Consider the following 26,953-nt stretch of genomic DNA (forward strand, 5'->3'; position numbering starts at 1 on the left):
CGGCGGCCATCGACGATTGACGCAGTGTTCAAATTCAAATCCTGGTTGATGCTGCATGAGGCCGGAAATGTCCAAGCCCCAGAAAAGCATTCGGCGCTGTGATCACAGCGCCGCCTGTCTTACTTGATCAGCCCGACCCGCGAGAAGTTCGGCAGGTGGCTGAGCTTAGGTTCCGGCCAACTCATCCAGACCGCGAAGGCCTTGCCGACGATATTCTGGTCGGGAACCATGCCCAGCAGATCCTTGGGAATAGTAGGGTCATCCCAGTAGCGGCTGTCATTGGAGTTGTCGCGGTTGTCGCCCATCATGAAGTAGTGCCCGGCAGGCACTTTCCACTCGCCATCAGGCATTGCGCGGTAGCGGCTCATTTCCTTGCGGATTTCGTGCTCTACCGTACCGAGCTTTTCCCGGTACAGCTCGGCGCTGCCCAAGGTGTTCGGCTCGGTGCCGATCAATTTCTCCGCCACCGACTCGCCATTGACGAACAGGCGCTTGTCGCTGGTGTAGCGAATCACGTCACCCGGCAGGCCCACGACACGCTTGATGTAGTTGACGTTCGGATCGCTTGGGTAGCGGAACACCATCACGTCGCCGCGCTGCGGGTCACCGATCTCGATGACCTTCTTGTCGATCACCGGCAAGCGAATCCCGTAGGAAAACTTGTTCACCAGGATGAAGTCACCCACGTCCAGGGTCGGTTTCATCGACCCCGAAGGGATCTGAAACGGCTCCACCAGGAACGAGCGCAATACCAGCACGATGAATAGCACCGGAAAGAACGATTTGCCGTATTCAACCAGCAACGGTTCTTTGTTCAGCTTCTCGAGCACCACGACATCGGGCTGGCTGACGCTGCCCTGATAGGACGCGATAGCCGCCCGCCGACGCGGGGCGAAGAACACCAGATCGAGCAACGCCAGGAGACCGCAAACGGCAACGGCGATGACCAGCAACAGCGGGAAATTTAGCGACATAGGACCTAACTATCCAACCTGAGCACCGCAAGGAAGGCTTCTTGTGGAATTTCCACGTTGCCCACTTGCTTCATGCGTTTTTTACCGGCCTTTTGCTTCTCAAGCAGCTTGCGCTTACGGCTGACGTCGCCACCGTAGCATTTGGCCAGTACGTTCTTTCTGAGTGCCTTGACGGAAGTCCGTGCAATGATCTGCCCGCCAATGGCGGCCTGGATCGCGACGTCGAACATCTGGCGCGGAATCAGTTCTTTCATCTTCTCGGTCAACTGCCGACCTTTGTAGTGCGCGTTGTCCTTGTGCACGATCAGTGCCAGGGCATCGACCTTGTCGCCGTTGATCAGCACATCCAGTTTCACCAGATTAGCCGATTGGTAACGATCGAAATGGTAATCCAGCGAAGCATAGCCGCGACTGGTGGATTTGAGACGGTCGAAGAAGTCCAGGACCACTTCGTTCATCGGCAAATCGTAGGTCACTTGTACCTGGGTACCGAGGAACAGCATGTCGTGCTGTACGCCACGCTTTTCAATACACAGGGTAATGACGTTGCCCAGGTGTTCCTGCGGCACAAGAATATTGGCGCGCACGATCGGTTCGCGCATGTCTTCGATCGAAGACAGGTCTGGAAGCTTGGACGGGTTGTCGACGTAAATCGTTTCACCGTTTTTCAGCAGCAACTCAAAAATAACGGTTGGCGCGGTGGTGATCAGGTCCAGGTCGTATTCGCGCTCGAGGCGCTCCTGGATGATCTCCATGTGCAGCATGCCGAGGAAGCCGCAACGGAAGCCGAAACCCAGGGCGTCGGAGCTTTCCGGGGTGTACTGCAACGACGAATCGTTGAGGGTCAGTTTCTGCAGGGCTTCGCGGAAGTCTTCGAAGTCGTCGGAGCTGACCGGGAACAGGCCCGCGTAGACCTGCGGCTGGATGCGCTTGAAGCCTGGCAGCACGTCGACGTCAGGGGTGGAGCTCAAGGTCAGGGTGTCACCCACTGGGGCACCATGAATGTCCTTGATACCGGCGATGATGAAGCCCACTTCGCCGGCTTTCAGATCAACGGTGGCGGTGTGCTTGGGGTTGAATACACCGACGCTGTCCACCAGGTGGATCTTGCCGGTGGACTTGACCAGGATCTTGTCGCCCTTCTTCACACGGCCGTGGCGCACGCGTACCAGGGAGACAACCCCCAGGTAGTTGTCGAACCAGGAGTCGATGATCAACGCTTGCAGCGGATCTTCGATATTGCCGGTCGGCGCGGGAATGGTCTTGACCAGGCGCTCGAGCACTTCGTCGACGCCCAGGCCGGTCTTGGCGCTGCACTCGACGGCGTCAGTGGCGTCAATGCCGATGATTTTTTCGATTTCTTCCTTCACGCGGTCCGGATCGGCCTGGGGCAGGTCGATCTTGTTCAGCACCGGCATGACCTCCAGGCCCTGCTCGATGGCGGTGTAGCAGTTGGCCACGGACTGGGCTTCCACGCCCTGCCCCGCGTCCACCACCAGCAACGCGCCTTCGCAGGCCGCCAGGGACCGGCTGACTTCGTAGGTGAAGTCAACGTGGCCTGGGGTGTCAATGAAGTTCAGCTGGTACTTGATGCCGTCTCGGGCGGTGTAGTACAGGGTAACGCTGTGGGCCTTGATGGTGATCCCGCGCTCGCGTTCGAGGTCCATGGAGTCCAGAACCTGGGCTTCCATTTCACGCTCGGCAAGGCCGCCGCACATCTGGATGAATCGATCGGCCAGCGTCGACTTACCATGGTCAATGTGGGCGATGATGGAGAAATTGCGGATATGACTCAAATCACTCACGGATCAACACTCAAAAAGGCTGCAGGCAGATTGCCCGCTGAAAAATAGCCGGGAATTGTACCTGAAGCTCAGACCAAACGTCATCTTTGCTGACCAGAACAAAAATGCCCCGGTCTTGCGAACGGGGCATTTTTTGTTCATAAGCGCAGCATCAACCGGCGCGCCGCAACAGCCAGAACCCGGCCAGGGCGCAAATGGCGGTCGGCACCAGCACCGCAAACAGCGGCGAGAAACCGAACACCAGGCTGGAAGGGCCGAGCAAATCCTGGGCGATGCGGAAGGTGAAGCCCACCAGCACACCCGTAAACACCCGCTGGCCCAGGGTTACGGAGCGCAATGGACCGAAGATGAACGAAATCGCCATCAGTACCAGCGCAGCGGTGACCACTGGCTGCAACACCTTGACCCAAAATGCCAGCCAGTAACGGCCATTGTTCAGGCCCTGGTCCTTGAGGTAGTGGATATAGCCCCACAGCCCGGAGATCGGCAGGCTTTCCGGGATCATCACCACGGTATTGAGCAGTTCCGGCTTCAGGGCGATGTCCCACTGTTCGGACGGCACATTGATCACTTCCGTGGTGGCCTTGGTGCCCTGGCCGACATTGCGGAAATAGGTAGTGGTGACGTCGGTCAGTTGCCATTGTTCATTGGCGAACTGGGCGCGCTTGGCAAAGCTGGACGACAGGATGTGGCGTTCCTTGTCGAAGGTGTAGCGCGTCACCCCGATCAGCAGCCCACCTGGCTGCACGGCGTTGATGTGGATGAACTCATCCCCCTGGCGGTGCCACAGGCCGTGCTTGGAGCTTTGCGCATCCCCCGACCCCTGGGCCAGGGCGCGATTGGCCTGGGCGGTGGTTTCGGCCGGTGGCGCCACGTATTCGCCGATCAGCACGCTGCAGAGCATCAGCAGCAGCATGGGCTTCATCACCGCCCAGACGATACGGCCGATGGAAACCCCGGCGGCGCGCATGATGGTCAGCTCGCTGTTGCTGGCCAGGCTGCCCAGGCCAATCAGGCAACCGATCAGCGCGGCCATGGGCATCATGTCGTAGAGGCGACGGGGCGCGGTAAGGGCCACGTAGCTCAGCACGTCCCACACGGTGTAGGTGTCGCTGACGTTGCCCACTTCATCGATGAAGGCGAACAACGACGCCAAGCCCAGAATAATGCCCAATACCGCCAGGATGGCGATCAGTACGCTGCTACCAATGTAGCGATCGAGCTTAGCCACGAGCCAACTCCTTCTGGCCACTACGGCTCTTCATTTTCAGGCGTATAGGTTCCCAATAGAGCAACCCCAGGCCGATCATCAGGAACATCCCATGTACCCACCACAGGCCCAGGATCGGCGACAGCTTGCCTTTCTCCAGGGAGCCACGGGCGGAAATCAGGATGGTCAGGTAAGCCATGTACAGCAGGATCGCCGGCAACAGCTTGAGGAAGCGGCCCTGGCGCGGGTTGACGCGAGACAGCGGCACGGCCATCAGGGTCACGATAAACACCAGCAGCGGCAGGGAAATGCGCCATTGCAGCTCGGCGATGGAGCGCAACTCCTTGCTGCCGAGCAATTCCTGCGTAGGAATGGCATCGCGATCGGTGACCTCGTCGCTGACATCCGGACGGGCGAGCATCACGCCATAGGTGTCGTACTTGATGGCACGGTAATCAGCCTGCCCCGGGCTGCCATCATAGCGATAGCCGTTTTCCAGGATCAGGTAGCGGCTGCCGTCGGGACGCACTTCCTGGCGGCCCGAATCGGCGACCAATACGGAAATGCCACGGTCTTTCTTGTCCTGCCCCAGGCGCTTCTCTGAAATGAACACGCCTCCGAGGTTGGCGCGGTTGTCGCTCAGGGTCTCGGTGTAGGTCACCCTGGAACCGTCATTGAGCGCCTGGAAACGGCCCGGTTCGAGGGTGTCGAACTCGGTCATGGCGTCCTGCTTGTTCAGCACCAGCTGGAATTGCATGGCGCCCTGGGGAGCCAGGCTCAGGCTCAACCAGGCCACGATCAGGGCGACACCGGCAGCGGGGATCATGGTCATGCCCAGCAGGCGTTGCTGGCTCATGCCGGTGGCCGAGAGCACGGTCATTTCGCTTTCGAGGTACAGACGGCCATAGGCCAGCAGGATGCCGAGAAACAGGCCCAGGGGCAGGATCAGCTGCAAAAAGCCCGGCAGGCGAAAGCCCATGATCAGGAACAGCGAGCCTGGGTCGAGGGCGCCGGAGGCAGCCTGGGCCAGGTATTTGACGAAACGACCACTCATGATGATGACCAGCAGCACCGCACTCACGGCACTCAGGGTCAACAGGACTTCGCGGGACAGATAACGGAAGACGATCAAACCAGACACTCCAGGGTTGTCAGGCTAAGGCGGCCAAACAAGCAAGCTTACTGAGTCGGCCCGTTTGATGCAGGCCGGCTAAAAAGATGGCGCATTATCCTGTGATTGACCACGCCTGTCACGGAGCTTGCTCATACGCATGCACAAAGCGCGCTGCAAGGGTTGTCAGGCTCCGCCGGCGAGGTTCAAACTGCGGCCTTTGTCGCTGGCGGTCTACTGGCCGCCAAGCTTTAAAGCCTGGGTATACACGCCAGGCTCACCGACCTTTATAAGGGACCCGAAAAATGGAATTGGTTGTAAAAAGCGTTAGCCCCGAAACGTTGAAAACCGCCACCCTCGTGGTCGCCATCGGCGAAGGCCGCAAGCTCGGCGTCGCCGCCAAACAACTCGACGAACTGAGCGGGGGCGCCATCAGCGCCGTGCTCAAGCGCGGCGACCTGGCCGGCAAAGTCGGCCAGAGCCTGCTGCTGCAAAGCCTGCCCAACCTCAAGGCCGACCGCGTATTACTGGTCGGCGTGGGCAAGGACGCTGAGCTCGGCGACCGCCCGTTCCGCAAGATCATCAGCGGCATCCTCAACACCCTCAAGGGCCTGGGCGGCAGCGATGCGACCCTGGCACTCGATGAAATCATCGTCAAGGGCCGCGACAGCTACGGCAAGACCCGCCTGCTGGCCGAAAGCCTGGTGGACGGCAGCTACAGCTTCGAGCAGTTCAAGAGCCAGAAAGCCGAACCCCGTGCCCTGAAGAAAATCACCCTGCTGACAATCAAGGCCGCCCAGGCTGAAGTCGAACGCGCCGTGAGCCATGCCCAGGCCATCGCCAACGGCATGTCGTTCACCCGCGACCTGGGCAACCTGCCGCCGAACATCTGCCACCCGACTTACCTGGGCGAACAGGCCAAGGCATTGGGCAAAGAGTTCAAGGGCCTGAAAGTCGAAGTCCTGGATGAGAAGAAGATCAAGGAACTGGGCATGGGCTCGTTCTATGCCGTGGGCCAGGGCAGCGACCAGCCACCCCGCCTGATCATGATGCAATACAACGGCGGCAAGAAGTCCGAGAAGCCTTACGCCCTGGTAGGTAAAGGCATCACCTTCGACACCGGCGGTATCAGCCTCAAGCCGGGCCTGGGCATGGACGAGATGAAGTACGACATGGGCGGCGCCGCCAGCGTGTTCGGCACCCTGCGCGCCGTACTGGAACTCAAGCTGCCGATCAACCTGGTGTGCATCCTGGCCTGCGCCGAGAACATGCCGAGCGGCGGTGCCAGCCGTCCGGGCGATATCGTCACCACCCTCAGCGGCCAGACCGTGGAAATCCTCAACACCGACGCCGAAGGCCGCCTGGTGCTGTGCGATGCCCTGACCTACGCCGAGCGCTTCAAGCCACAGGCCGTGATCGACATCGCCACCCTGACCGGCGCCTGCGTCGTTGCCCTGGGTTCCCACACTTCGGGCCTGCTGGGTAACAACGAAGAGTTGATCGAGCAACTGCTCAGTGCTGGCAAGGCTGCCGACGACCGCGCCTGGCAATTGCCGCTGTTCGATGAATACCAGGAACAACTGGACAGCCCGTTCGCCGACATCGCCAACATCGGCGGGCCGAAAGCCGGCACCATCACCGCGGCCTGCTTCCTGTCGCGCTTCGCCAAGAACTTCAACTGGGCGCACCTGGACATCGCCGGCACCGCCTGGACCAGCGGCGGCAAGGACAAGGGCGCCACCGGCCGTCCGGTGCCGCTGCTGACCCAATACCTGCTGGATCGCGCCAAGGCCTGAAAACCGTGACCTCGGGGCGGCGCAATAGCCGCCTCGGGCTCCAGGAACCGCAATGACCCAAGTTGACTTCTATATATTGCCCAGCGCCGATCCGCTCGCGCGCCTGGACTTTGCCTGCAAGCTCACCGAAAAAGCCTGGCGCATGGGCCACCGCATCTACCTGCATTGCAGCGATGCCGGCCAACGCGACGAACTGGACGCCCGCCTGTGGCGCTTCAAGGGCGAGAGCTTCGTGCCCCATGGCCCCGCCGAATCAGAACCCGAAGGCCAGGTCGTCCTGGGTTTGGGGGATAGCTGCGGCGACCACCATGACCTGCTGGTCAACCTCGACCTGAAAGTACCGGTTTTTGCCAAGGCATTCGCCCGCGTGGCGGAAGTGGTGGTGGAAGACCCGGCTATTCGTCAGGCCGCGCGTGAGAGTTTCCGTTTCTATCGCGAACAGGGCTATCCTCTGCAAGATCACCGGCTACAACGACTTTGAGCACATGATGGACACTCCCAACCCTCTAAAAAAAGATGACCACCTGCTGGACGACCTGGAGTCGATCCGTCAGTTGCTGGGTGATGACAACCTCCAACCGCCGCTGTTAACCGAGACCGTCAGCGGCGAGCCCCAGATTCCGCTGCTGTTCGACATGGTCGGGGGCAATCCTGCCGCTGCGGAGCCTGTCGCCGTGGCCCCCGTGGTCGAGACCGCGCCCGCTGCGCCAGCGACCGAAAAGGCGCCTGATGCCCTGCTGTTGCACCTGGACAACGAACTGCGCGCCGCCGCGCAACTGATCATGCAGGACGTGATCGACGACTTCGCCCCGCACATCGAAACCGAGATCAAGCGCCGGCTGGATGCGCGGATGGAGCGGTTGCTCAGCCAATACCAGTCCTGAGCCCTACGCATCCCCCCTGTGGGAGGGGGCTTGCTTCCCGATAGCGCTGGGTCAATCAATACATGCAGCGACTGACACGCCCCCATCGGGAGCAAGCCCCCTCCCACACTTGATCGCATGCGCCTTAAGCCTGTCTTCGCCTCGCCCTGCGCCTTATCCCTCGTTATACTTGCCGGCTTTCCTGAATTAATGCCAACTAGGGTCCCGCCGCGCATGGATAAGACCTACCAGCCGCACGCTATTGAAACTTCCTGGTACCAGACCTGGGAGTCCGAGAATTATTTCGCTCCGCAAGGCGCGGGCGAGTCCTACACCATCATGATTCCGCCACCGAACGTCACTGGCAGCCTGCACATGGGCCATGGCTTCAACAATGCGATCATGGATGCGTTGATCCGTTTCCGCCGCATGCAGGGCCGCAACACTCTGTGGCAGCCGGGTACCGACCACGCCGGTATCGCCACCCAGATGTTGGTGGAACGCCAACTCGAAGCCACCGGCCAGAGCCGTCACGACCTGGGCCGCGAGAAGTTCCTGGAAAAAATCTGGGAGTGGAAAGACCAGTCCGGTGGCAATATCAGCCGCCAGATCCGTCGCCTGGGTTCGTCCGTCGACTGGAGCCGCGAGCGCTTCACCATGGACGACGGGCTGTCGGAAGCCGTGAAAGAAGCCTTCGTGCGCCTGCATGAAGACGGCCTGATCTACCGTGGCAAGCGCCTGGTCAACTGGGACACCAAGTTGCACACGGCGATCTCCGACCTCGAAGTGGAAAACCACGACGAGAAAGGCTTCCTGTGGAACCTCAAGTACCCGCTGGCCGACGGTGCCAAGACCGCTGAAGGCAACGACTACCTGATCGTCGCCACCACCCGTCCGGAAACCATGCTCGGCGACGCCGCCGTCGCGGTGAACCCGAACGACGAGCGCTACCAGGCGCTGATCGGCAAATTCGTCGAACTGCCATTGGTCGGCCGCCGCATCCCGATTATCGCCGACGATTACTGCGACCCGGAGTTCGGCACCGGCTGCGTGAAAATCACCCCGGCCCACGATTTCAACGACTACGAAGTCGGCAAGCGCCACAACCTGCCGCTGCTGAACATCTTCGACAAGAACGCCGCCGTATTGCCAGCCTGCCAGGTGTTCAACCTGGACGGCACGCTGAACGACAGCATCGACGGCAAGATCCCGGCTGAATACGCCGGCCTCGACCGTTTTGAAGCGCGCAAGCAGATCGTCGCCGCGTTCGACGCCGCCGGCCTGCTGGTCAGCGTTGACGACCACGCCCTGAAAGTGCCGAAGGGCGACCGCTCCGGCACCGTGATCGAGCCGTGGCTGACCGACCAGTGGTACGTGTCCACCAAACCGCTGGCCGAGCCGGCGATTGCCGCCGTGGAAGACGGCCGTATCCAGTTCGTGCCCAAGCAATACGAAAACATGTACTTCTCTTGGATGCGTGACATCCAGGATTGGTGCATCAGCCGCCAACTGTGGTGGGGCCACCGCATTCCGGCCTGGTACGACGAGTCAGGCAAGGTCTATGTCGGCCGCGACGAAGCCGAAGTACGCGCCAAGCACAACCTGGGCGCGGACGTTGCGCTGCAACAGGACAACGACGTACTGGACACCTGGTTCAGCTCCGGCCTGTGGACGTTCTCCACCCTGGGCTGGCCGCAACAGACCGAATTCCTGAAGAAATTCCACTCCACCGACGTGCTGGTCACCGGTTTCGACATCATTTTCTTCTGGGTTGCCCGGATGATCATGCTGACCATGCACCTGGTCAAGAACGAAGACGGCACCCCGCAGGTACCGTTCAAGACCGTGTACGTCCACGGCCTGGTGCGCGATGGCCAGGGCCAGAAGATGTCCAAGTCCAAGGGCAACGTCCTCGACCCGCTGGACATCATCGACGGCATCGACCTGGAAACCCTGGTACAGAAACGCACCTCGGGCCTCATGCAGCCAAAACTGGCGAAGAAGATCGAGAAACAGACCCGCGACGAATTCGCCGACGGCATTGCCAGCTACGGCACCGACGCCCTGCGCTTCACTTTCTGCTCACTGGCGTCCACCGGCCGCGACATCAAGTTCGACATGGGCCGCGTCGAAGGCTATCGCAACTTCTGTAACAAGATCTGGAACGCCGCGCGCTACGTGCTGGATAAAGGCGAAGACTGCGGTCAGAACGGCGAAGCCGTCGAACTGAGCCTGGCCGACCGCTGGATCATCTCGCAGTTGCAACGCACCGAAGCCGAAGTGACCCGCCAGCTCGACCAGTTCCGTTTCGACCTGGCTGCCCAGGCCTTGTACGAGTTCATCTGGAACCAGTATTGCGACTGGTACCTGGAACTGTCCAAGCCGGTACTGTGGGACGAGAATGCACCGATCGAACGCCAGCGCGGTACCCGCCGCACCCTGGTACGCGTGCTGGAAGTGGCGCTGCGCCTGGCGCATCCGTTCATGCCGTTCATCACCGAAGAAATCTGGCAGCGACTCGCGCCGCTGGCCGGTATCCAAGGCAAGACCATCATGCTGCAACCTTGGCCAGTGGCCAATGAAGCGCGCATCGATGAGGCTGCCGAAAGCGATATCGAATGGCTCAAGACCTTGATGCTCGGCACGCGCAACATCCGCGCCGAGATGAACATCGGGCCGGGCAAGCCACTGGCGGTGTTCGTGAAGAACGCCAGTGCCGAAGACCAGCGTCGCCTCAGCGAAAACGATGCGCTGCTCAAGAAGCTGGCGAAGCTGGAGTCGATCACCGTATTGGCTGAAGGTGCAGAAGCGCCGTTGTCCGCCACCGCGCTGGTCGGCGACATGGAAGTGCTGGTGCCGATGGCCGGCCTGATCGACAAGGGCGCGGAACTGGCCCGTCTCGACAAGGAAATCGCACGCCTGCAAGGCGAAGTGCAGCGGGTGGGCGGCAAGCTGTCCAACGCGGCGTTCGTCGACAAGGCCCCGGCTGAAGTGATCGAGAAAGAGCGCGCCAAGCTGGCCGAGGCTGAACAGGCCCTGGGCAAATTGGCGGAGCAACATGCGCGGATTTCCAGCCTGTAAGGTGTGAGCCGTGTAAAAAAGAGACCTTCGGGTCTCTTTTTTTTTGCCTGGAACGACCCAACCCCTGGCTGACAATACAGGCAATGCTAGAGGGGGCTTACCCTAATGCCAGTCAGTTAAGAGATAGAGCGAGCAAACAGCAACCTGTGGCGAGCGGGCTTGCCCCGCATTGGGCTGCGAAGCGGCCCCAATAAGGCCGCCGCGTTTATCCAGGCATATTAAATCGCCAGGTTTTGGGGCTGCTGCGCAGCCCAACGCGGGGCAAGCCCGCTCACCACAGTGACAGTGTTCCTCCTTAGCTGACAGGTTTTGGGGCAAGCCCCCTCCCACATTTGACCGAGGGCACCGCAAGAATGTGTGACAATGCCCACCACTTTGAGCCAACACCAGAATCATCATGACCGCCCCCAGCACGCCCAAACCTCCGCGCAAGAAGCCTAAAACCGCCGCCACGGCCAAGCCCGTGGTGCCGCGTAAAGAGGCCACCCTGCACCCGCGCAACCGCCACCAGGGTCGTTACGACTTCCCGGCGCTGATCAAGACCACGCCGGAACTGGCGCAATTCGTGATCATCAACCCCTACGGCAAGGAAAGCATCGATTTCGCCAGCCCCGACGCCGTGCGGGTGTTCAACCGGGCGCTGCTCAAAGCCTTCTATGGTATCCAGCACTGGGATATCCCGGCGGATTACTTGTGCCCCCCCGTACCGGGGCGTGCGGACTATGTGCATTTCCTCGCCGACCTGTTGGCCAGCGTCAACGAAGGTGTGATCCCACGTGGTGCGCCGGTCAAGGTGCTGGACATTGGCATGGGCGCCAACTGCGTCTACCCACTGATTGGCTACAGCGACTACCGCTGGCACTTCCTCGGTTCGGAGATTGATCCGACAGCCGTCGCAGCCGCCAAGGCCATCGTGCAGTCCAACGGGCTGAACAAGGTGATCCAACTGCGTCAGCAGACCAACCCCAAGCACATCCTGCTGGGCCTGCTGGAGCCGGGCGAGCGCTTTGACCTGACCATGTGCAACCCGCCGTTCCACGCGTCCATGGACGAGGCCACCAAGGGCAGTGAACGCAAATGGCGCGCCTTGGGCAAGGCCGATCCAAAACGCAAATTGCCGGTGTTGAACTTCGGCGGCCAATCGGCCGAGCTGTGGTGCGAAGGCGGCGAAGCGCGCTTTGTGACGCAACTGATCGCCGAAAGCGCGAATTTTGCCCACAAGGTATTGTGGTTCAGCACCCTGGTATCAAAAGCATCGAACTTGCCCGCGATCGAAACGGCACTGAAAAAAGCCGGCGTGCTGGAAAGCCGCGTAGTGGAAATGTCCCAAGGCCAGAAGACCAGCCGGTTTGTCGCCTGGACCTTCCAGACCAAGAACGAACAGCAGATCTGGCGCCAGCGCTGGGTGCGCTGACGCCAACCTGTAGGAGCGAGCTTGCTCGCGAAAAACGCCAAGACACCGCATTCATCCGGGATGGCCGCGTTATCGTTAACGGCCTTCGCGAGCAAGCTCGCTCCTACAGGTAAAAAATCGCAGGCAACAAAAAACCGTGCCCGGATCGCTCCGGAGCACGGTTTTTTTTTGCTGCGTCTTACTTGTTAACAGCGTCGGTCAGGCTTTTGGCCACAACCAGCTTGATAACTTTCTTGGCAGCGATTTCGATGGCAGCGCCAGTCGAAGGGTTACGGCCAGTACGGGCAGGACGCTCGGTCACTTTCAGCTTGCCGATACCTGGCAGAGTGATTTCGCCGCCGTTTTCCAGCTGATCAGCAACGATCTGGCCCAGTTGGTCCAGAGCTGCGCGCGCGGTGGTTTTTGGCGCGTCGATAGCTTCAGCGATATCAGCGATCAGTTGGTCTTTAGTCAAAGCCATTGTGGTGTTCCTTCCCTATCAAATTCATATGGATATTGCAGAGTGCAGTGTCAGCCGTCGAGCCCGACCGTCATGGCCTGGCACCCCCGGCTATAACCACGGAGATCGGGGTTATAGATGCTTGAAACGGGGATTGGTTCGACCTGACAGATGCTGAATGCACGCTTAACGCCGAGTCATGGCGTAAGACGGGGCAAAACTAGCACAGAGACGGGGAAATATCCGCTTCTACCTAGCCATTTGGTCAGCTTTATCGCTCTAAACCGTGAAAAAAAGGCATATACCCCGTCGGAGAGCATCCAAAACCCCTTCGACGCGTGTCTTGGCCAATGGGTGCGGTACACTGGGCAACTTTTCGGGGAGGCCAACCGCTCCCCGCTCAACCAGCCGAGAAGCCTATGCCGATCCGTCATTGCATCGTCCACCTGATCGACAAAAAACCCGACGGCACACCCGCAGTTCTCCACGCCCGCGACTCCGAGCTTGCCGAGTCGGCCGCTATCGAGAACATGCTTGCCGACCTCAACGAGAGCTACAACGCCAAACAAGGCAAGGCCTGGGGTTACTTCCATGCCGAGTCCGGCGCGCACCCGTTCAGTGGCTGGTTGAAGGACTATTTCGAAGGTGGCCAGGATTTCACTGCGTTCAGCCGCACCGCCGTCGAGCATCTGCAGAAGCTGATGGAAGAATCCAACCTCTCCACCGGTGGTCATGTGCTGTTTGCCCACTACCAGCAAGGCATGACCGACTACCTGGCCATCGCCCTGCTGCACCACAGCGAAGGCGTGGCGGTGACCGATGAGCTGGACGTGACCCCATCGCGCCACCTGGACCTGGGCCAGCTGCACCTGGCGGCGCGCATCAACGTCTCCGAGTGGCAGAACAACAAGCAATCCAAGCAGTACATCTCGTTTATCAAAGGCAAGAACGGCAAGAAGGTCTCGGAGTACTTCCGCGACTTTATCGGCTGCCAGGAAGGCGTCGACGGGCCGGGCGAAACCCGCACCCTGCTCAAGGCCTTCAGCGACTTCGTCGAAAGCGAAGACCTGCCGGACGAATCTGCCCGCGAAAAAACCAAGACCCTGGTGGATTACGCCAGCAGCCAGGCCAAGCTCGGCGAACCCATGGGCCTGGAAGAACTGTCGAGCTTGATCGATGAGGATCGGCCCAAGGCGTTCTACGACCATATCCGCAACAAGGATTACGGCCTGTCGCCGGAAATTCCCGCCGACAAGCGCACGCTCAACCAGTTCCGCCGCTTCACCGGCCGCGCCGAGGGCCTGTCCATCAGTTTTGAAGCGCACTTGCTGGGCGACAAGATCGAGTATGACGAAGCCGCCGGCACCTTGATCATCAAGGGCTTGCCGACCCAACTGACCGACCAGCTCAAGCGCCGTAACTGATGCTCGGCGGGGTCTTTAAAAAAGTCCTGCTGGTGTTGCTGGTGGTGGTCGTGATCCAGAACTGGGGCAAGGTCGAACGGCTGTTCAACCCGTCCCAGGTGGTCTCGGAGCAGACGCGGGCTTCGGCCCACGTTGTGCTGTATGCCACCCAATGGTGTGGCTACTGCAAGCAGATCCGCCGCTTCCTCGACCAGAAAGGCATTCCGTACCAGGCGCTCGATATCGAAAAGGACGCCCAGGCACGCCAGGCCTATGAAGCGTTGGGCGGCGGCGGGATTCCGTTCGTGGCGGTGAACGGCACGCTGATCCGCGAGTACAGCCCCGAGAAGATCATGGCCGCGCTGAAGTAATCAGCGCACCACGATCATTCGCCCCAGCAGGCTGTGCTGTTCGAAGCCCAATACCGCCTGCAACGCGTTCAGTACTGCCTGCGGGTCTTTGCTCGGGAAGCTGCCGCTGACCCGCTTGGCCCCCATCTCGTCGTTGAGCAGCACGATGCGGCCAGGGTAGTAACGGCCCAGGTCCTTGAGCACATCCGCCAGGGGCGCCTTGTAGTAGTTGAGCCAGCCGTCGCGCCAGGCCAGGCGCGATTCGCTGTCGACCGCGTGCAGGGGCTCAGCGACGCCTTCGGCGTAGGCCACTTGCTGCCCAGCCGTAAGAATTTGCTGCTGAGCCTGCCTGGAAGGTGTCACACCCACCCGTCCCGACAACACCGTGACCTGAGCCCCTGCCGCTTGCAGGCGCACTTCGAATTGCGTGCCCAGCACCCGCGCCTCACCACTGCCCGCCGCCACCACGAATGGCTCACCCGTGTGCGTCACGCTGAAAAAGCCCGCGCCGCGCCGCAGCTGGATATGCCGCTCGCCCTGGCTGAAATCCACGGCGATGGCGCTGTCGGCATCCAGGGTGACTTGGGACTGGTCGGCCAGGGTGACGGTCTTCACTTCCCCCGGCGCGCTCACATAATCGGCGCCAAAGTCATCGATCCAGCGCGACGGCTGCCAACCCGCGGCCATCGACACCATCACCAGCAGGCACGCGGCCGTGGCCAGCGCACCGGACCAGCGCACCACTCGCGAACGCCTGCTGGCGCTCATGGCATTGAGATAGCCCTGCAAGGCCAGGGCCTCTTCGTCGGCCAACAGGCGCGCCGGCACTTCGCTCAATTCCCACACCACCTGGGCCTGGGCATAGGCCTCCACATGCGCCGGGTCAGCCCGCAGCCAGCGGCTGAAGGTAGCCTGGTCGCCGCTGCTGGGCTGGTCGTGCAGCAGGCTCAGCCAGGCCAGTGCGGCGTGTTCCTGGTCGGGCGTGGGGGTGACGTTCACGGTGCTTTCCCTGGCGTGCGTGGAGGCGATGGCTCACGAAGGCTGGCTTTGCAGGCTTCGAGGGCACGCATCATATGTTTTTCCACCGCGCTTTGGGACAGCCCCATGGCCTTGGCGATGTCCGCGTACTTGCGGCCATGGATGCGGTTAAGCAGGAAAATATGCCGGGTGCGTTCCGGCAAACTGCGCAAGGCGGCCTCGACATGGCGCAGGTCGTTGCCCGCCTCCAATGCCGCCTGGGGTTCTGAACCCTGGTTATCCTGCTGCTCCGGCAGCCAGCCTTCGTTGCTGCGCACGCGGGCGCCTTCGCTGCGCAAGTGGTCGATGGCGATATTGCCGGCGCAGCGCAGCAAGTAGGTACTGAGCTCTTCAACCTGTACCAGGGGCCGGCGCCAGAAGCGCAGGAACAGGTCCTGCACCAGGTCGGCCGCCGTCGCGCGACAGCCCACGCGACGGCTGACCAGGGCTTCCATCTGCGAACGCTGGGACAGGAACACCTGTAGAAAATGTGCGCGCCCACCCGCCGCATCGGTGTGCGGGCTGTCCTGGGGTTCGGGTGGCGGGCTGATCATCATGGCGGGCTCAGAGCGTGGCGACGGCTGCAACGGGGCAGGCCAGCAGGCCGATGCCCGCCAGGTTCATGGCCAGCCTTGGCCGATACGGCAACAGCAACACCAGCAGTAATGCGCTGAGCATCAATACCGCGCACCACTGCACCAGGCCCTGGCCCCACCCCGCGATCACCACCGCAGGCCAAATCGACACCGTCAGCAGCAACCAGCCGGCGGCGCGTAACCCCAAGCGCCGACGCGGGGAGGGTTTGCTGTGCAGCAACTCGCCATGGTGACGATCGGTGGACAGGCACAACGCGGTGAACCCGGCGTAACACATCAGCAGAGCAACGAGCATTCAGTGCGCCTCCGGCTTGAGTTTGAGCGAAGGCACACCCTCGGCCTTGGATGGAAGCGCGGCACGGCGTTGCATCTTCCAGGCCGCCCAAGCCAGGAACACACCGCTGCCCAGGCACGTCAGGTCGAAGCCAGCCATGGCCCAATCGCCCCTGGCCAGGGACACCCCCAGGTGTTCGGAGGTGGTGATTGCGTTGAGCAAGGGTACGGCGACAAACAACAGCGCACCGACACTCAATTGCTCGACCCAGCCCTGGCGACCTCGACGCAACATGGCGTGCAACAGGCTCAGGCCCCAGGCAATAAAGAAGACCTGCACTTCCCAGGTGGAACGCTCGGCGACGCTCACCGGCAGCAAACGGTTAGCCCAGAAGAACGCGGCGATGGCGATCATCAGCCCGGACATGCTGGCGATGTTCAGCACCTCCACCAGTTTCAGCTCGAACGGCATCACGCCGCTTTTGACGTGCTTGAGCTGGCGTTTGCCCAGCCAGATCACCAGGCCGGAGCCAATCATGGCCGTGCCCGCCAGGCCGCAGATAAAGTACAACCAGCGCAGCACCGGGCCGGCGAAATGGCCCATGTGCAAGCCGTAGAAACTGCCGCCGATAACAGCGGGCAACGACGGCTCGCCACTGACACGCACCTGCTCTCCCGTGGTGCCGTTGAACGACACGATGCTGCCGAAGTCATGCACCACGCTGTCGGAACCGGCGCGGAACACATTCACCGACGCATTCACGTCGCCGGGATTATTCACCGCCACACGTCCGACATGACCACCCGCCCATTGCTGCCGCGCCTGGGCGTACATCGGCCCCAGGGGCAGCAACTTACCTGGCTGGCCAAGGGCCGGCGCATTGTCGGTGGCCGGGAACACTTCGCTGAAGAACGCCCGGGTGTCGTCGCCATAAGAGGCCACGATCGGCGCCGGCATCACCATGCTCATGAAAATCACCAGGCTGCTGTAGGTGATCATCAGGTGAAAGGGCAACACCAGCACGCCCACCGCGTTATGCCCATCGAGCCAGGAACGCTGGCCTTTGCGGGGGCGGAAGGTGAAGAAGTCCTTGAAGATTTTCTTGTGGGTGATGATGCCGGTGATCAAGGCGACAAACATCACCATCGCGGCAAAGGTCGACAGCCAGCGGCCCCACGGGTGAGGCATTTGCAACTGGAAGTGGAAGCGATAGAAGAATTCGCCGCCCATGCTTTCACGGACCTGCACCGGTTGACCGCTGACCGGGTCGAGGACTTTCTGGATAAAGTTGCCACGCTTGCCGGGGTCGACCTTGTCCTGCCACATCACCGACAAGCCGGGATCGCGGCTGTCGGGCAGGGTAATAAACCAGCGCGCAGCGGTAGGCGCCTGTCGCTCCAGATAGGCTTGCGCCACCGCGAGGCTGCGGGCGTCATCCACCCCATGCACCTGCACTTCAGGCTGCATCCAATGGGTGATCTCGTCTTTGAAATAGGACAAGGTGCCGGTCAGGAAAATCGCGAACAGCAGCCAGCCAAAGATCAACCCGACCCAGGTGTGCAACCAGGCCATGGCCTGGCGAAATCCCTCTTTCATGGGCGTGCCACCCACCAACCCACGCCCGCCAGGATGGCAAACAGGACGCAGGGCGCCATCACGCCCAGCCAGGCACGCCCGGCCGTGCGGCAGGCAAAGCACCACAGCACCGCCAGCAGATAGAACACAAACGAACTCATCATCCCCACGATCACCGCATCGGCACGGGACGTCGGCAGCCACAGCGCCAGGCAGATACTGGCCAGGGAAGCCATCAGATAACCGCCAACCACGGCGGCCAGCACCCGCGAGGTCACGGCGAGGCGATAGGAGACGGGCAGTGAGGTTTTGCTTTTCATGCGGGAGGCGCCAGGTTCGTCAGCGCGCAATATTAATGATAAATATTCTCATAAGCAAAACACAACGGATGAAACACCGGTGCGAGCGGATTGCCGAACCCCTTCCGGGGCCCTACAATGCGAACAATTCTTGTTCTCTAAAGCATGTCGATGCTTGCGGAGTGTTCACGTTGAGCCCGTCCCACACCGTCGAAGTCCTGTATCACGAGCATCATCACTGGCTCACCGGCTGGTTGCGACGCAAGCTCGGCTGCCCGCAAAGCGCGGCCGACCTGGCACAGGACACCTTTGTGCGCGTGCTGAGCGCGCGGGAAACCCCGACGCTGGTCGAACCGCGCGCCTTCCTCACCACCATCGCCAAGCGCGTGCTGTTCAACTTCTACCGCCGCCAGGACCTGGAGCGCGCCTACCTCGAGACGCTGGCACAGATGCCGGAACTGGTCGCGCCGTCGGAAGAAGAACGCGCCATCATCCTGCAAACCCTGTTGGAACTGGACCAACTGCTCGACGGCCTGCCCAACCGCGTCAAACGCGCATTCCTGCTGGCCCAGCTCGATGGCCTGACCTACGCGCAAATCGGCGCCGAACTGGGCATCTCCATCGCCACCGTCAAACGCCACCTGAATAAAGCCGCCATGCGCTGCTATTTCGCCCTATGAATTTCTCGACCCACATCGCCGAGCAAGCCGTGCACTGGTTGATGGAGATGCAGCAAGGCGCGCTCAGCCCGCGCCAGCAGGCGGCCTGGCAGCAATGGTTGAATGCCCACAGCGAACACCAACGGGCATGGGACCACATCCAGCGCGTCAACCAGCGCCTGCGCGACATGCCCTCGCCCCTGGCCCATGCGGCGTTGAACGCACCGAAATCCAGCAGCCGACGCCAGGCGCTGAAGCTGCTGTTGATCCTGGGTGCCGGCTCGGCTGCGGCCTGGAGCCTGCGCCAGCAACATATCCTGCCACCCCTGAGCGCCGACTACCGTAGCCCCGTCGGCCAACGCCGCAAGGTGCAATTGGCCGACGGCAGCCAGTTGCAGCTCAATACCGGCAGCGCGGTGGATGTGCATTTCGATGGCCAGCAACGGCTGATCCGTCTGCTCGAAGGCGAGATCCTGCTGAACGGTGTCGCCGGCAACACACCGTTGCAGGTGCTCACCGGCCAGGGCCTGCTCAGCAGCCAGGCTGCTCGCCTGAATGTGCGCCAGTACAACGACCATACCCACGTGGCGGTGTTCGCGGGCCGGGTCGAGGTGATGCCCAACCGCTACAGTGGCCTGCCGCTGACGGTCGAGGCCGCGCGCCAGGTGAATTTCACCCGCAAGGGCTGGGATACGCCACGCCCCACCGACGCCAACAGTGGTGCCTGGGCCGACGGCATGCTGGTGGCCGCGCATATGCGCCTGGAAGATTTCCTCGCCGAAGTGGGCCGTTACCGCCGAGGCCAGGTCAATTGCGATCCGCAAGTCGCCAACATGCTGCTGTCCGGCAGCTATCCGTTGGACGACAGTGAACGCATTCTCGATCTGCTGGAGGTCAGCCTGCCGGTCAAGGTGCGGCGCTTTACCCGCTACTGGGTGACCGTTCAGGCACGCGCTTGAATTATTGCGCGCAACCATGAGCCGTTTTCCGCACCTCGCGTGACAGAGAAGGAAAGCCCCCTTGATCCTTCCTTCTCAGGACCGCTCTTCATGCCCCAGCAACCGCCCCTTCTCACCCGCACCTTGCGCCAACTGCTGCTAGGCGCCAGCCTCAGTTTTACCGCCCTGCCATCGGCAATGGCGGACGACACCAAGACCTATCAGATCGCGCCCGCCTCGCTGGAGGCAGCGCTCAATCAATTTGGTCGCGAAGCCGGCGTGTTGATTTCCTTCGGTTCAGACGTCACAGCCGGCCTGCAGAGCCGTGGGCTGTCCGGCAACTACAGTGCCGCCGACGGGCTGCAAACACTGCTGGAAGGCACCGGCCTGCAAGCCCGCGCCGAAGGCGACAATGCCTACAGCCTGCAACCGGCCAATGCACCGACCACGTTGGAGCTCGGCACGTCCACCGTCGTCGGCGACTGGCTCGGCGACGCGGCGCAAGCCAATGTGTTCGAACACCCTGGCGCACGTGACGTGATCCGCCGTGAGGCATTCGAACGCCAGGGCGCGACCCAGGCCAGGGACGTGCTCAACCGCATCCCCGGCGTCAATGCTCCGGACAATAACGGCACCGGTAGCCACGACATGGCGATGAACTTCGGCATCCGCGGCCTCAACCCACGCCTGGCGTCGCGCTCTACGGTATTGATGGACGGCATCCCCGTGCCGTTCGCGCCGTATGGCCAGCCGCAACTGTCGTTCGCGCCGATCAGCCTGGGCAACATGGACGCCGTGGACGTCGTACGCGGCGGCGGTGCGGTACGCTACGGCCCGCAGAACGTCGGCGGCGTGGTCAACTTCGTGACCCGTGCGATCCCGGATGCGCCCACCGTCAAAGGCGGCTTGCAGACCGAAACCAGCCCCTCCTCCAGCCACGATGGCTTCAAGAGCACCGCCAACCTGCTGGCCGGCGGCACCGCCGACAACGGCCTGGGCGGCGCGCTGCTGTACTCCGGTACCCGTGGCGGCGACTGGCGCGAAAACAGCAACACACGCATCGACGACCTGATCCTCAAGGGCAAATACCAGCTCGACGACGCCAACAGCTTCAATGCCATGGCGCAGTACTACGAAGGCCAGGCCGACATGCCTGGGGGCTTGAACGTGGCGGACTACAAGGCCGACCCGTATCAGTCGACCCGCCCCTACGACAAATTCTGGGGCCGCCGTACGATGTTCAACGTCGGCTATCGCTACGAGCAGGACCGCCGCGAGTTCACCGTCAACAGCTTCTTCACCAAGACCCTGCGCAGCGGCTACCTGGACCAGGGCACGTTCCTTTCGCTGTCGCCGCGCGAATATTGGGTACGCGGCCTGGAAACCCGCCTCGCCCAAGGCTTTGACCTGGGCCCCACCAGCCATGAAGTGGGCGTGGGCTATCGCTACATCAACGAAGCCGGGCATGAGTTGCGCTACCGCACGCCGATTTCCGCCAACAACCAGCAAATCCCCACCACTGACAGCCGCAACGACCGCGACACACGCGGCGGTACCGAAGCCAATGCATTCTTCGTCGATGATCGGATTGATATCGGCCGGTGGACCATCACCCCGGGCATTCGCTACGAGATGATCAAGTCCCAGCAAAGCAACAACCTGACCAACGTCAAATACAAAGGCGACTACAACACCGCCCTGCCGGCGCTCAATGTGCTGTATCACCTGACGGACGACTGGAACCTCTACGCCAACACCGAGGGCTCGTTCGGCAGTGTGCAGTACAGCCAGATGCCTAACCGCGTGACCAGCGGCGAAGTGAAACCGGAAAAAGCCCGCACCTGGGAACTCGGCACACGTTATGACAATGGCAGCCTGCGCGCGGAAATCGGCGCGTTCCTGATCAACTTCGACAACCAGTACGAAAGCAACCAGACCAACGATTCCGTGATCGCCCGTGGCCAAACCCGTCACCAGGGTATCGAGACCAGCATCAACTATGCCCTCGACGGCTTGAGCCCGGCGCTGGCCGGCTTCGATGTGTACGCCAGCTACGCCTACGTCGATGCAACCATCCGTGAAGACGGGCCGAACAAAGGCAACCGCGTGCCCTTCTCGTCCAAGCACAAAGGCACCCTGGGCGTGGGTTACACCGAAGGCCCGTGGAAACTCAACGTGGACAGCAGCTACCAGAGCAGCCAGTTCGCCGACAACGCCAACACCGAGGCCGAAACCGCCGACGGTGCCAATGGGCGCATCCCCGGCTACATGCTGTTCAGCAGCCGCGCGGCCTATGATTTCGGCCCGCAGCTGTCGGATTTGAATGTGGCGGTGGGCGTGAAGAACATCTTCAACAAGCAGTACTACACGCGCTCGTTCGACGATAACAACAAGGGCAAATACATCGGTGAGCCGCGCACGGTGTACCTACAGACGTCTATCGCGTTCTGACTGCTCGAGCGACAAACAGCCTGTGGCAAGCGGGCTTTGTTGTGGCGAGCGGGCTTGCCCCGCGTTGGGTTGCGCAGCAGCCCCAATAAGAACGCTGCAGTGTGCCAGGTAGCTTCGGGGCTGTGTTTTGGGGCTGCTTCGCAGCCCAACGCGGGGCAAGCCCGCTCGCCACAACAAGCCCGCTCGCCACAGTAAACCCGCTCGCCACCCTGGTAATGCGCGCGCCTGATGGGCCGGCTCTAACTGCCCGCCAGGCAACTGGGCGTGCCTGCGACCAGGGCGTCGATGGCGCAGCGTGTTTTCGCCGGCATATGCGTGGCGGTCGGCCAAATCACATGGATCGGCGCGGGCTGGTCGCGGTAGCTCGGCAGGACCGCCTCCAGTTGCCCGCGCAGGACATAGTGCGCAATCAACCAACTCGGCAACCAGGCCAGGCCAACACCGGCGATAGCGGCATCGGCCACGGCCTGGAGGTCATCCATCATCAAGGGTGAAGCGACGCGCACACGGTGCGAGCGACCCTCGGCGTCATTCAACTCCCACTCCCGGCGCGGGGCACTGCAGCGGTAGGCGATACCGCGATGCCCGGCCAGGTCCTCGATGCGCTCTATTGCCCCCACGCGCTGCAAATACGCCGGCGAGGCGGCAAGGCCGATGGCCTGCTCACCCAGGCGGCGGGCGCTGAGGCGATCGGTGTCGGGCAGCGCGCCGATGCGCACAGCCAGGTCGAAGCCTTCCTGGGCCACGTCGATCAGCCGGTCGGAGAAAGAAATCTCGATGTCCAACTCGGCAAATCGGTCCATCAGGCCCCAGAGTGCCGGCGCCGCGTAGTGGTGCCCGAACGCCAGTGGCAGGCTCGCCCTCAAGCGGCCGCGCGGCTGTTGCCGGCCGCTTTCCAGTACCGATTCGGCGGCCTCCAGTTCGGCCAGCGCGCGCAGGCAATGTTCGTAGTAAGCCTGGCCATCCTCGGTCAGGCGCTGGCGGCGGGTAGAGCGTTGCAACAGACAGGTTCCCAGGCGGGCCTCGAGGCGCGCCAGGCCTTTGCCGACGGCCGAGCGCGTGAGGTTGAGCCGTTCGGCGGCCTCGGTGAGATTGCCGCTTTCGACAATCTGGAGAAACAGTTCAACGCCATCAAAACGCGGGGTGGCCATGGTGCAATTGTCGCCCTTGAGTCCCTTATAGAAAGAAAACTTATCACGAATAAAGAATCACATTCCCCTGAAAATAACGTGACACGTCATTCACAGGAGAATCCCATGCCACCCACCGCCACGTTAGCGGCCGTCAGCCCACCGCGCACCGCCAGGAATGGCCTGGCACTCACCGCCGTATGCCTGGTCGCGCTGATGTTCGGCCTGGAAATTTCCAGCGTGCCGGTCATCCTGCCCACCCTGGAACAACAACTGGGCACCGGCTTCCAGGATGCCCAATGGATCATGAACGCCTACACCCTGGCCTGCACCAGTGTGCTGATGGCCGCCGGCACCCTGGCTGACCGCTTTGGGCGCCGACGCATGCTGGTGCTGTGCCTGTGGTTGTTTGGCCTGGCGTCGTTGGCCTGTGGGCTGGCCGAGGATGCGTCGCTGCTGATCACCGCGCGGTTTGTCCAGGGCATCGGCGCCGGTGCGATGATGATTTGCCAGTTCGCCATCCTCTCGCACCTGTTCCGCGAACCCGCAGCGCGGGCACGGGCCTTTGCGATATGGGGGGTGATTGCCGGCGTGGGCCTGGGCTTCGGGCCGATGATCGGCGCATTGATCCTGGCTGTGGCGGATTGGCGTTGGGTGTTCCTCGTGCATGTGCCGCTCACCCTGTTCACCTTGGTGCTGCTGCGCATCAGCGTGCAGGAGTCCCGCGACCCGGCCGCCCATCGCCTGGACATCGCCGGCATGCTCACCTTGACCTTGTCGGTGTTTGCCCTGGTGTACTTCATCACCCAAGGCAGCGAGCACGGCTTCGGCACACCCGCCATGCTCGGCTGGGCGGCTTTGTCGGGGCTCGGTTTGCTGCTGTTCATCACGGTCGAGCTTCGCAGTGCGCACCCGATGTTCGACTTCTCGGTGTTCCGCATCCAGCGTTTCAACGGCGCGTTAATGGGCTCGATCGGCATGAACTTCAGCTTCTGGCCGTTCATGATCTACTTGCCGTTGTACTTCCAGGCGGGCCTGGGTTACGACACCTTGACCACCGGCGCCGCGCTGCTCGCCTACACCCTGCCGACCTTGCTGGTACCGCCGTTGGCCGAGCGCCTGGCCCTGCGTTATGGCGCCGAACGCATTATTCCGCTGGGCCTGGGCCTGATGGCCGCAGGCTTCCTGGCCATGGCCGCGGTCAACGCGGCCGAGCACCCACGTATCGGGCTGGTGCTGCTCAGTTGCGTGATCGCCGGCGTGGGCCTGGCGCTGACCAACTCGCCCACCACCAACACCACCACCGGTTCGGTGTCGGCCGACCGGGCGGGCATGGCCTCGGGCATCGACCTCAGTGCACGGCTGATCACCCTGGCCCTCAACATCGCGCTGATGGGGCTGGTGCTGTTGCTGGGGATCAGCCATCGACTGGCCGAGGTGTTGCCTGCAACCACGGCAATGGATTGGCCGGCTATCAGCCAACACATCGCCGCAGGAAAGTTGCAGTCGACGGGGCTGGCATTCAACGATGCCCAGGCGGCCCTGCGCCACGGCGCCGGTTGGGCGATGTTGTTTGCCGGGTTGGGGGCTGGTGGGTTGGCGATGCTGAGCCGGTATTTTTTCCGACGCGGCGGCTAAACGAAAACGGGCCTGCAGATGCAGGCCCGTTTGTAGGAGGATGAAAAAACGGTCAGCCGTTGATGACAGCGTTTTCGTTTTCCAGGAATTCCTGTTCCAGCGCGTCTTCATTCACTTTGTTGATTGGCTGGTTTTTAGCGGCAGCGCGGGGCTTGCCTTGCAGTTTGCCGAACAAATGTTCCAACGCATGATCCAGTTTGGTCGCTGCACCGTCGATCGCCTGCTCCAGGGTATCGGCCTTATGCAGTACCGAAAGCGGTTGATGGCCCTTTGGCCGTGCTTCCAGGCGGCAACTTAAATCGTGGGGACCGGGCTTGTCGCCGTTCTCATCCCGCAGGTAGACCTCAACGCGGGTCAGGTCCTCTTCATAACGTTCGAGCGTGCTTTCAATGGTATTACGTACCCACTCCTCCAGTCGGATGCTGCTTTCAATATGGTTATCGCTATTGACTTGGATTTGCATAGTTCTTCCCTTATTTCAGCTAGCTCGCGAGAGATCACAAACTGCAACACCGGGGTGGTGAAACCATGACCTCTTGATTACACAATTGAGCACTCAGAAGAACATTTCAAGCCCTTTGCAAAGATAAATCCTACATTACAAATTAACCCTGACTACGAGCAAAAACGCTGGTAGGGTGGGGAGTTAGTTACATCTTCTTACTTCCCCGCGATCGTTATAATTGCCCCTCTCCCCATGGGTGCAATCCGCGAAAAATCCCCCCCAGTATCGAACGTGTTCGTCGTGGTGATCGGGCTGATTGCGCTGTCTGCGATCATTTTCTCGGTATTGCCCTGAAACGACGCACAGCACGCCAGCACACCACAGCACAACGGCGGGAGGGGCTTGTTTGCGCTGACGGTGGTTCAGCCGAGTATTCATTGGCTGATCCACCGTCATCCGGAGCAAGCTCCCTCCCACATTCTGATTTCAACGCCTGGGAAGCCGCTGTACGGCACGCCCCTTGCTGTATGGCTGATGAGGCAAACGGATGTTGTGAAACCTCAGCGACGGAGTGGCCGGTGGTCAGGCAACGCGAACTAATCCAGACGCCGGTCGTCAATGACTGCATGTTCTTATCAGGCGGTAACGCACCATGGACAACCCTTTTCAGATCATCACAGACACGTTCACCCCTCAGTACCGGGTCAACCTGAGCATCCAGCGGCTGGATGGCAGCATCATGCTCACCCTCTCCAACGAGAAGGGGGTGGTGGCCAAGCGCATGATCAGCGCCGAACAACGCAACGACCCGCAACGGCTCAAACGCCTGGTGCAAAGCATCCAGTTCGGCATTGCCATCGAGCAGGGCCATAGCGCCATGGAAATCCTGGCGGTGATGACGGACGGGGACAGTCACAAACTATTGCAGCGACCGCCCACCCGTGCCCTGCCTTTCAGCATCGGGCTTTAAAGCTCGCCCTTCTCGGTTTCCAGGTTCGCCTCGCCCTTGCGACGCGGGCCTTCGACCTTCACCGAAGGGAACGCCGACGAGGCATAGCGCACCACCAGGATCGAGAACGCCAGCAGCAGAATCCCGCCGCACAGGTAGATGATGCCGATGTCCGGCGGGTTGTGGTGGGACACGTTGGAGATCAACAGACGCGTCAGCGCGGTGATCGCCACGTAGATCAGGAAACGCACCGGCATGTGGTTGGTCTTGAAATAAATCCCGACCATGGCCCCCAATTCCAGGTAGATGAACAGCAGCAAGATGTCATCGATCTTGATGTGCCCGTTCTCCAGCATCCCCAGGAACTCCATCACCGCCGCCCAGGCGGTCACCGCACCAATGGCGAACAACGCCAGGTAGTGGAACGACTCGACAAACAGATTACCCAGGGACTCGGCCAGCCCATGGACGTTCTGGCGCAGCTTTTCGGCCCAGTTGAATTTCACGATGATACTTCCTTAGGTCGGTTCGACCGG

25 protein-coding genes are annotated in these 26,953 nt (G+C 61.5%); 12 read left to right on the forward strand and 13 right to left on the reverse strand.

Features of this window, described 5'->3' with window-relative positions; all coding sequences use genetic code 11:
- Positions 1-119: 119 nt before the first annotated feature.
- The 4 genes from lepB to lptF all read right to left on the reverse strand — a co-directional run bounded on the left by lepB (position 120) and on the right by lptF (position 5,121).
- Entirely contained in the window at positions 120-974 is an 855-nt protein-coding gene (gene lepB / locus A7317_RS05145; protein WP_024073621.1) for a signal peptidase I, read from the reverse strand.
- A gap of 5 nt (positions 975-979) precedes the next feature.
- Entirely contained in the window at positions 980-2,779 is a 1,800-nt protein-coding gene (lepA, locus tag A7317_RS05150) for a translation elongation factor 4 (protein WP_017526267.1), read from the reverse strand.
- A 151-nt stretch (positions 2,780-2,930) separates the two neighbouring features.
- Positions 2,931-4,010, reverse strand: coding sequence for an LPS export ABC transporter permease LptG (lptG, locus tag A7317_RS05155; protein WP_069075321.1), 1,080 nt, complete (start codon positions 4,008-4,010; stop codon positions 2,931-2,933).
- Positions 4,003-5,121, reverse strand: coding sequence for an LPS export ABC transporter permease LptF (gene lptF / locus A7317_RS05160; RefSeq protein WP_024073619.1), 1,119 nt, complete (start codon positions 5,119-5,121; stop codon positions 4,003-4,005). The genes lptG and lptF overlap by 8 nt, the downstream gene beginning before the upstream one ends.
- Before the next feature lie 284 nt (positions 5,122-5,405).
- Between lptF and A7317_RS05165 the strand changes: the two genes are divergently transcribed.
- The 5 genes from A7317_RS05165 (at position 5,406) to rlmF (ending at position 12,254) form a co-directional block, all read left to right on the forward strand.
- Entirely contained in the window at positions 5,406-6,896 is a 1,491-nt protein-coding gene (locus A7317_RS05165; RefSeq protein WP_069075322.1) for a leucyl aminopeptidase, read from the forward strand.
- A 52-nt stretch (positions 6,897-6,948) separates the two neighbouring features.
- Positions 6,949-7,377, forward strand: coding sequence for a DNA polymerase III subunit chi (locus A7317_RS05170; protein WP_024073617.1), 429 nt, complete (start codon positions 6,949-6,951; stop codon positions 7,375-7,377).
- A 7-nt stretch (positions 7,378-7,384) separates the two neighbouring features.
- Positions 7,385-7,780, forward strand: a complete 396-nt coding sequence (locus A7317_RS05175; protein ID WP_024073616.1) for a hypothetical protein — start codon at positions 7,385-7,387, stop codon at positions 7,778-7,780.
- A 213-nt stretch (positions 7,781-7,993) separates the two neighbouring features.
- Complete coding sequence (locus A7317_RS05180; protein ID WP_024073615.1) at positions 7,994-10,840, forward strand: valine--tRNA ligase; 2,847 nt, start codon at positions 7,994-7,996, stop codon at positions 10,838-10,840.
- Positions 10,841-11,237: 397 nt separating this feature from the next.
- A complete protein-coding gene (rlmF, locus tag A7317_RS05185; RefSeq protein WP_024073614.1) occupies positions 11,238-12,254 on the forward strand; it encodes a 23S rRNA (adenine(1618)-N(6))-methyltransferase RlmF in 1,017 nt (338 codons plus the stop codon).
- A gap of 178 nt (positions 12,255-12,432) precedes the next feature.
- Here the strand turns inward: rlmF and A7317_RS05190 are convergent, their stop codons facing one another.
- Positions 12,433-12,714 (reverse strand): HU family DNA-binding protein, encoded by a 282-nt coding sequence (locus A7317_RS05190; RefSeq protein ID WP_024073613.1) that lies wholly within the window; start codon positions 12,712-12,714, stop codon positions 12,433-12,435.
- A gap of 398 nt (positions 12,715-13,112) precedes the next feature.
- Here A7317_RS05190 and yejK point away from each other — a divergent pair, with 398 nt between their 5' ends.
- A complete protein-coding gene (gene yejK, locus A7317_RS05195; RefSeq protein ID WP_024073612.1) occupies positions 13,113-14,117 on the forward strand; it encodes a nucleoid-associated protein YejK in 1,005 nt (334 codons plus the stop codon).
- Positions 14,117-14,467, forward strand: coding sequence for a glutaredoxin family protein (locus A7317_RS05200; protein WP_024073611.1), 351 nt, complete (start codon positions 14,117-14,119; stop codon positions 14,465-14,467). The genes yejK and A7317_RS05200 overlap by 1 nt, the downstream gene beginning before the upstream one ends.
- On the opposite strand, the gene A7317_RS05205 is transcribed toward A7317_RS05200, so the two are convergent.
- From A7317_RS05205 to A7317_RS05225, 5 genes are read right to left on the reverse strand one after another with little or no spacing between them, the layout of a single operon-like run.
- A complete protein-coding gene (locus tag A7317_RS05205; protein WP_024073610.1) occupies positions 14,468-15,445 on the reverse strand; it encodes a FecR family protein in 978 nt (325 codons plus the stop codon).
- Positions 15,442-16,020: an RNA polymerase sigma factor gene (locus A7317_RS05210; protein ID WP_024073609.1), complete on the reverse strand. Its 579-nt coding sequence runs from the start codon at positions 16,018-16,020 to the stop codon at positions 15,442-15,444. The genes A7317_RS05205 and A7317_RS05210 overlap by 4 nt, the downstream gene beginning before the upstream one ends.
- A 7-nt stretch (positions 16,021-16,027) precedes the next feature.
- Complete coding sequence (locus A7317_RS05215) at positions 16,028-16,354, reverse strand: DUF3325 domain-containing protein (RefSeq protein WP_024073608.1); 327 nt, start codon at positions 16,352-16,354, stop codon at positions 16,028-16,030.
- Positions 16,355-17,929 (reverse strand): PepSY-associated TM helix domain-containing protein, encoded by a 1,575-nt coding sequence (locus A7317_RS05220; RefSeq protein WP_024073607.1) that lies wholly within the window; start codon positions 17,927-17,929, stop codon positions 16,355-16,357.
- Complete coding sequence (locus A7317_RS05225) at positions 17,926-18,228, reverse strand: DUF3649 domain-containing protein (RefSeq protein ID WP_069075323.1); 303 nt, start codon at positions 18,226-18,228, stop codon at positions 17,926-17,928. The genes A7317_RS05220 and A7317_RS05225 overlap by 4 nt, the downstream gene beginning before the upstream one ends.
- 170 nt (positions 18,229-18,398) lie before the next feature.
- On the opposite strand from A7317_RS05225, the gene A7317_RS05230 reads away from it, so the two are divergent.
- The 3 genes from A7317_RS05230 to fecA all read left to right on the forward strand — a co-directional run bounded on the left by A7317_RS05230 (position 18,399) and on the right by fecA (position 22,255).
- The gene (locus tag A7317_RS05230; protein ID WP_024073605.1) at positions 18,399-18,887 is read left to right on the forward strand and encodes a sigma-70 family RNA polymerase sigma factor; all 489 of its coding nucleotides are present in this window, start codon (positions 18,399-18,401) and stop codon (positions 18,885-18,887) included.
- Positions 18,884-19,825, forward strand: coding sequence for a FecR domain-containing protein (locus tag A7317_RS05235; RefSeq protein ID WP_069075324.1), 942 nt, complete (start codon positions 18,884-18,886; stop codon positions 19,823-19,825). The genes A7317_RS05230 and A7317_RS05235 overlap by 4 nt, the downstream gene beginning before the upstream one ends.
- 90 nt (positions 19,826-19,915) lie before the next feature.
- The gene (gene fecA, locus A7317_RS05240) at positions 19,916-22,255 is read left to right on the forward strand and encodes a TonB-dependent Fe(3+) dicitrate receptor FecA (RefSeq protein WP_069075325.1); all 2,340 of its coding nucleotides are present in this window, start codon (positions 19,916-19,918) and stop codon (positions 22,253-22,255) included.
- A 239-nt stretch (positions 22,256-22,494) separates the two neighbouring features.
- Here fecA and A7317_RS05245 read toward each other — a convergent pair whose 3' ends face one another.
- Positions 22,495-23,406 carry a LysR family transcriptional regulator gene (locus tag A7317_RS05245; protein ID WP_024073602.1) on the reverse strand — a complete coding sequence of 304 codons (912 nt, stop codon included), beginning with the start codon at positions 23,404-23,406 and terminating at the stop codon, positions 22,495-22,497.
- Between the two features lie 105 nt (positions 23,407-23,511).
- On the opposite strand from A7317_RS05245, the gene A7317_RS05250 reads away from it, so the two are divergent.
- Positions 23,512-25,023, forward strand: coding sequence for an MFS transporter (locus A7317_RS05250; RefSeq protein ID WP_069075326.1), 1,512 nt, complete (start codon positions 23,512-23,514; stop codon positions 25,021-25,023).
- Between the two features lie 52 nt (positions 25,024-25,075).
- On the opposite strand, the gene A7317_RS05255 is transcribed toward A7317_RS05250, so the two are convergent.
- Positions 25,076-25,486, reverse strand: coding sequence for an HPF/RaiA family ribosome-associated protein (locus A7317_RS05255; RefSeq protein ID WP_024073600.1), 411 nt, complete (start codon positions 25,484-25,486; stop codon positions 25,076-25,078).
- Between the two features lie 634 nt (positions 25,487-26,120).
- Here A7317_RS05255 and A7317_RS05260 point away from each other — a divergent pair.
- A complete protein-coding gene (locus A7317_RS05260) occupies positions 26,121-26,438 on the forward strand; it encodes a DUF3509 domain-containing protein (RefSeq protein ID WP_024073599.1) in 318 nt (105 codons plus the stop codon).
- On the opposite strand, the gene A7317_RS05265 is transcribed toward A7317_RS05260, so the two are convergent.
- A complete protein-coding gene (locus A7317_RS05265) occupies positions 26,435-26,923 on the reverse strand; it encodes a phosphate-starvation-inducible protein PsiE (RefSeq protein WP_024073598.1) in 489 nt (162 codons plus the stop codon). The two genes, A7317_RS05260 and A7317_RS05265, sit on opposite strands and share 4 nt — an antisense overlap.
- Positions 26,924-26,953: the final 30 nt, after the last annotated feature.

Origin of the sequence: Pseudomonas fluorescens (assembly GCF_001708445.1) — a bacterium.
Taxonomy (GTDB): domain Bacteria; phylum Pseudomonadota; class Gammaproteobacteria; order Pseudomonadales; family Pseudomonadaceae; genus Aquipseudomonas; species Aquipseudomonas gorinensis.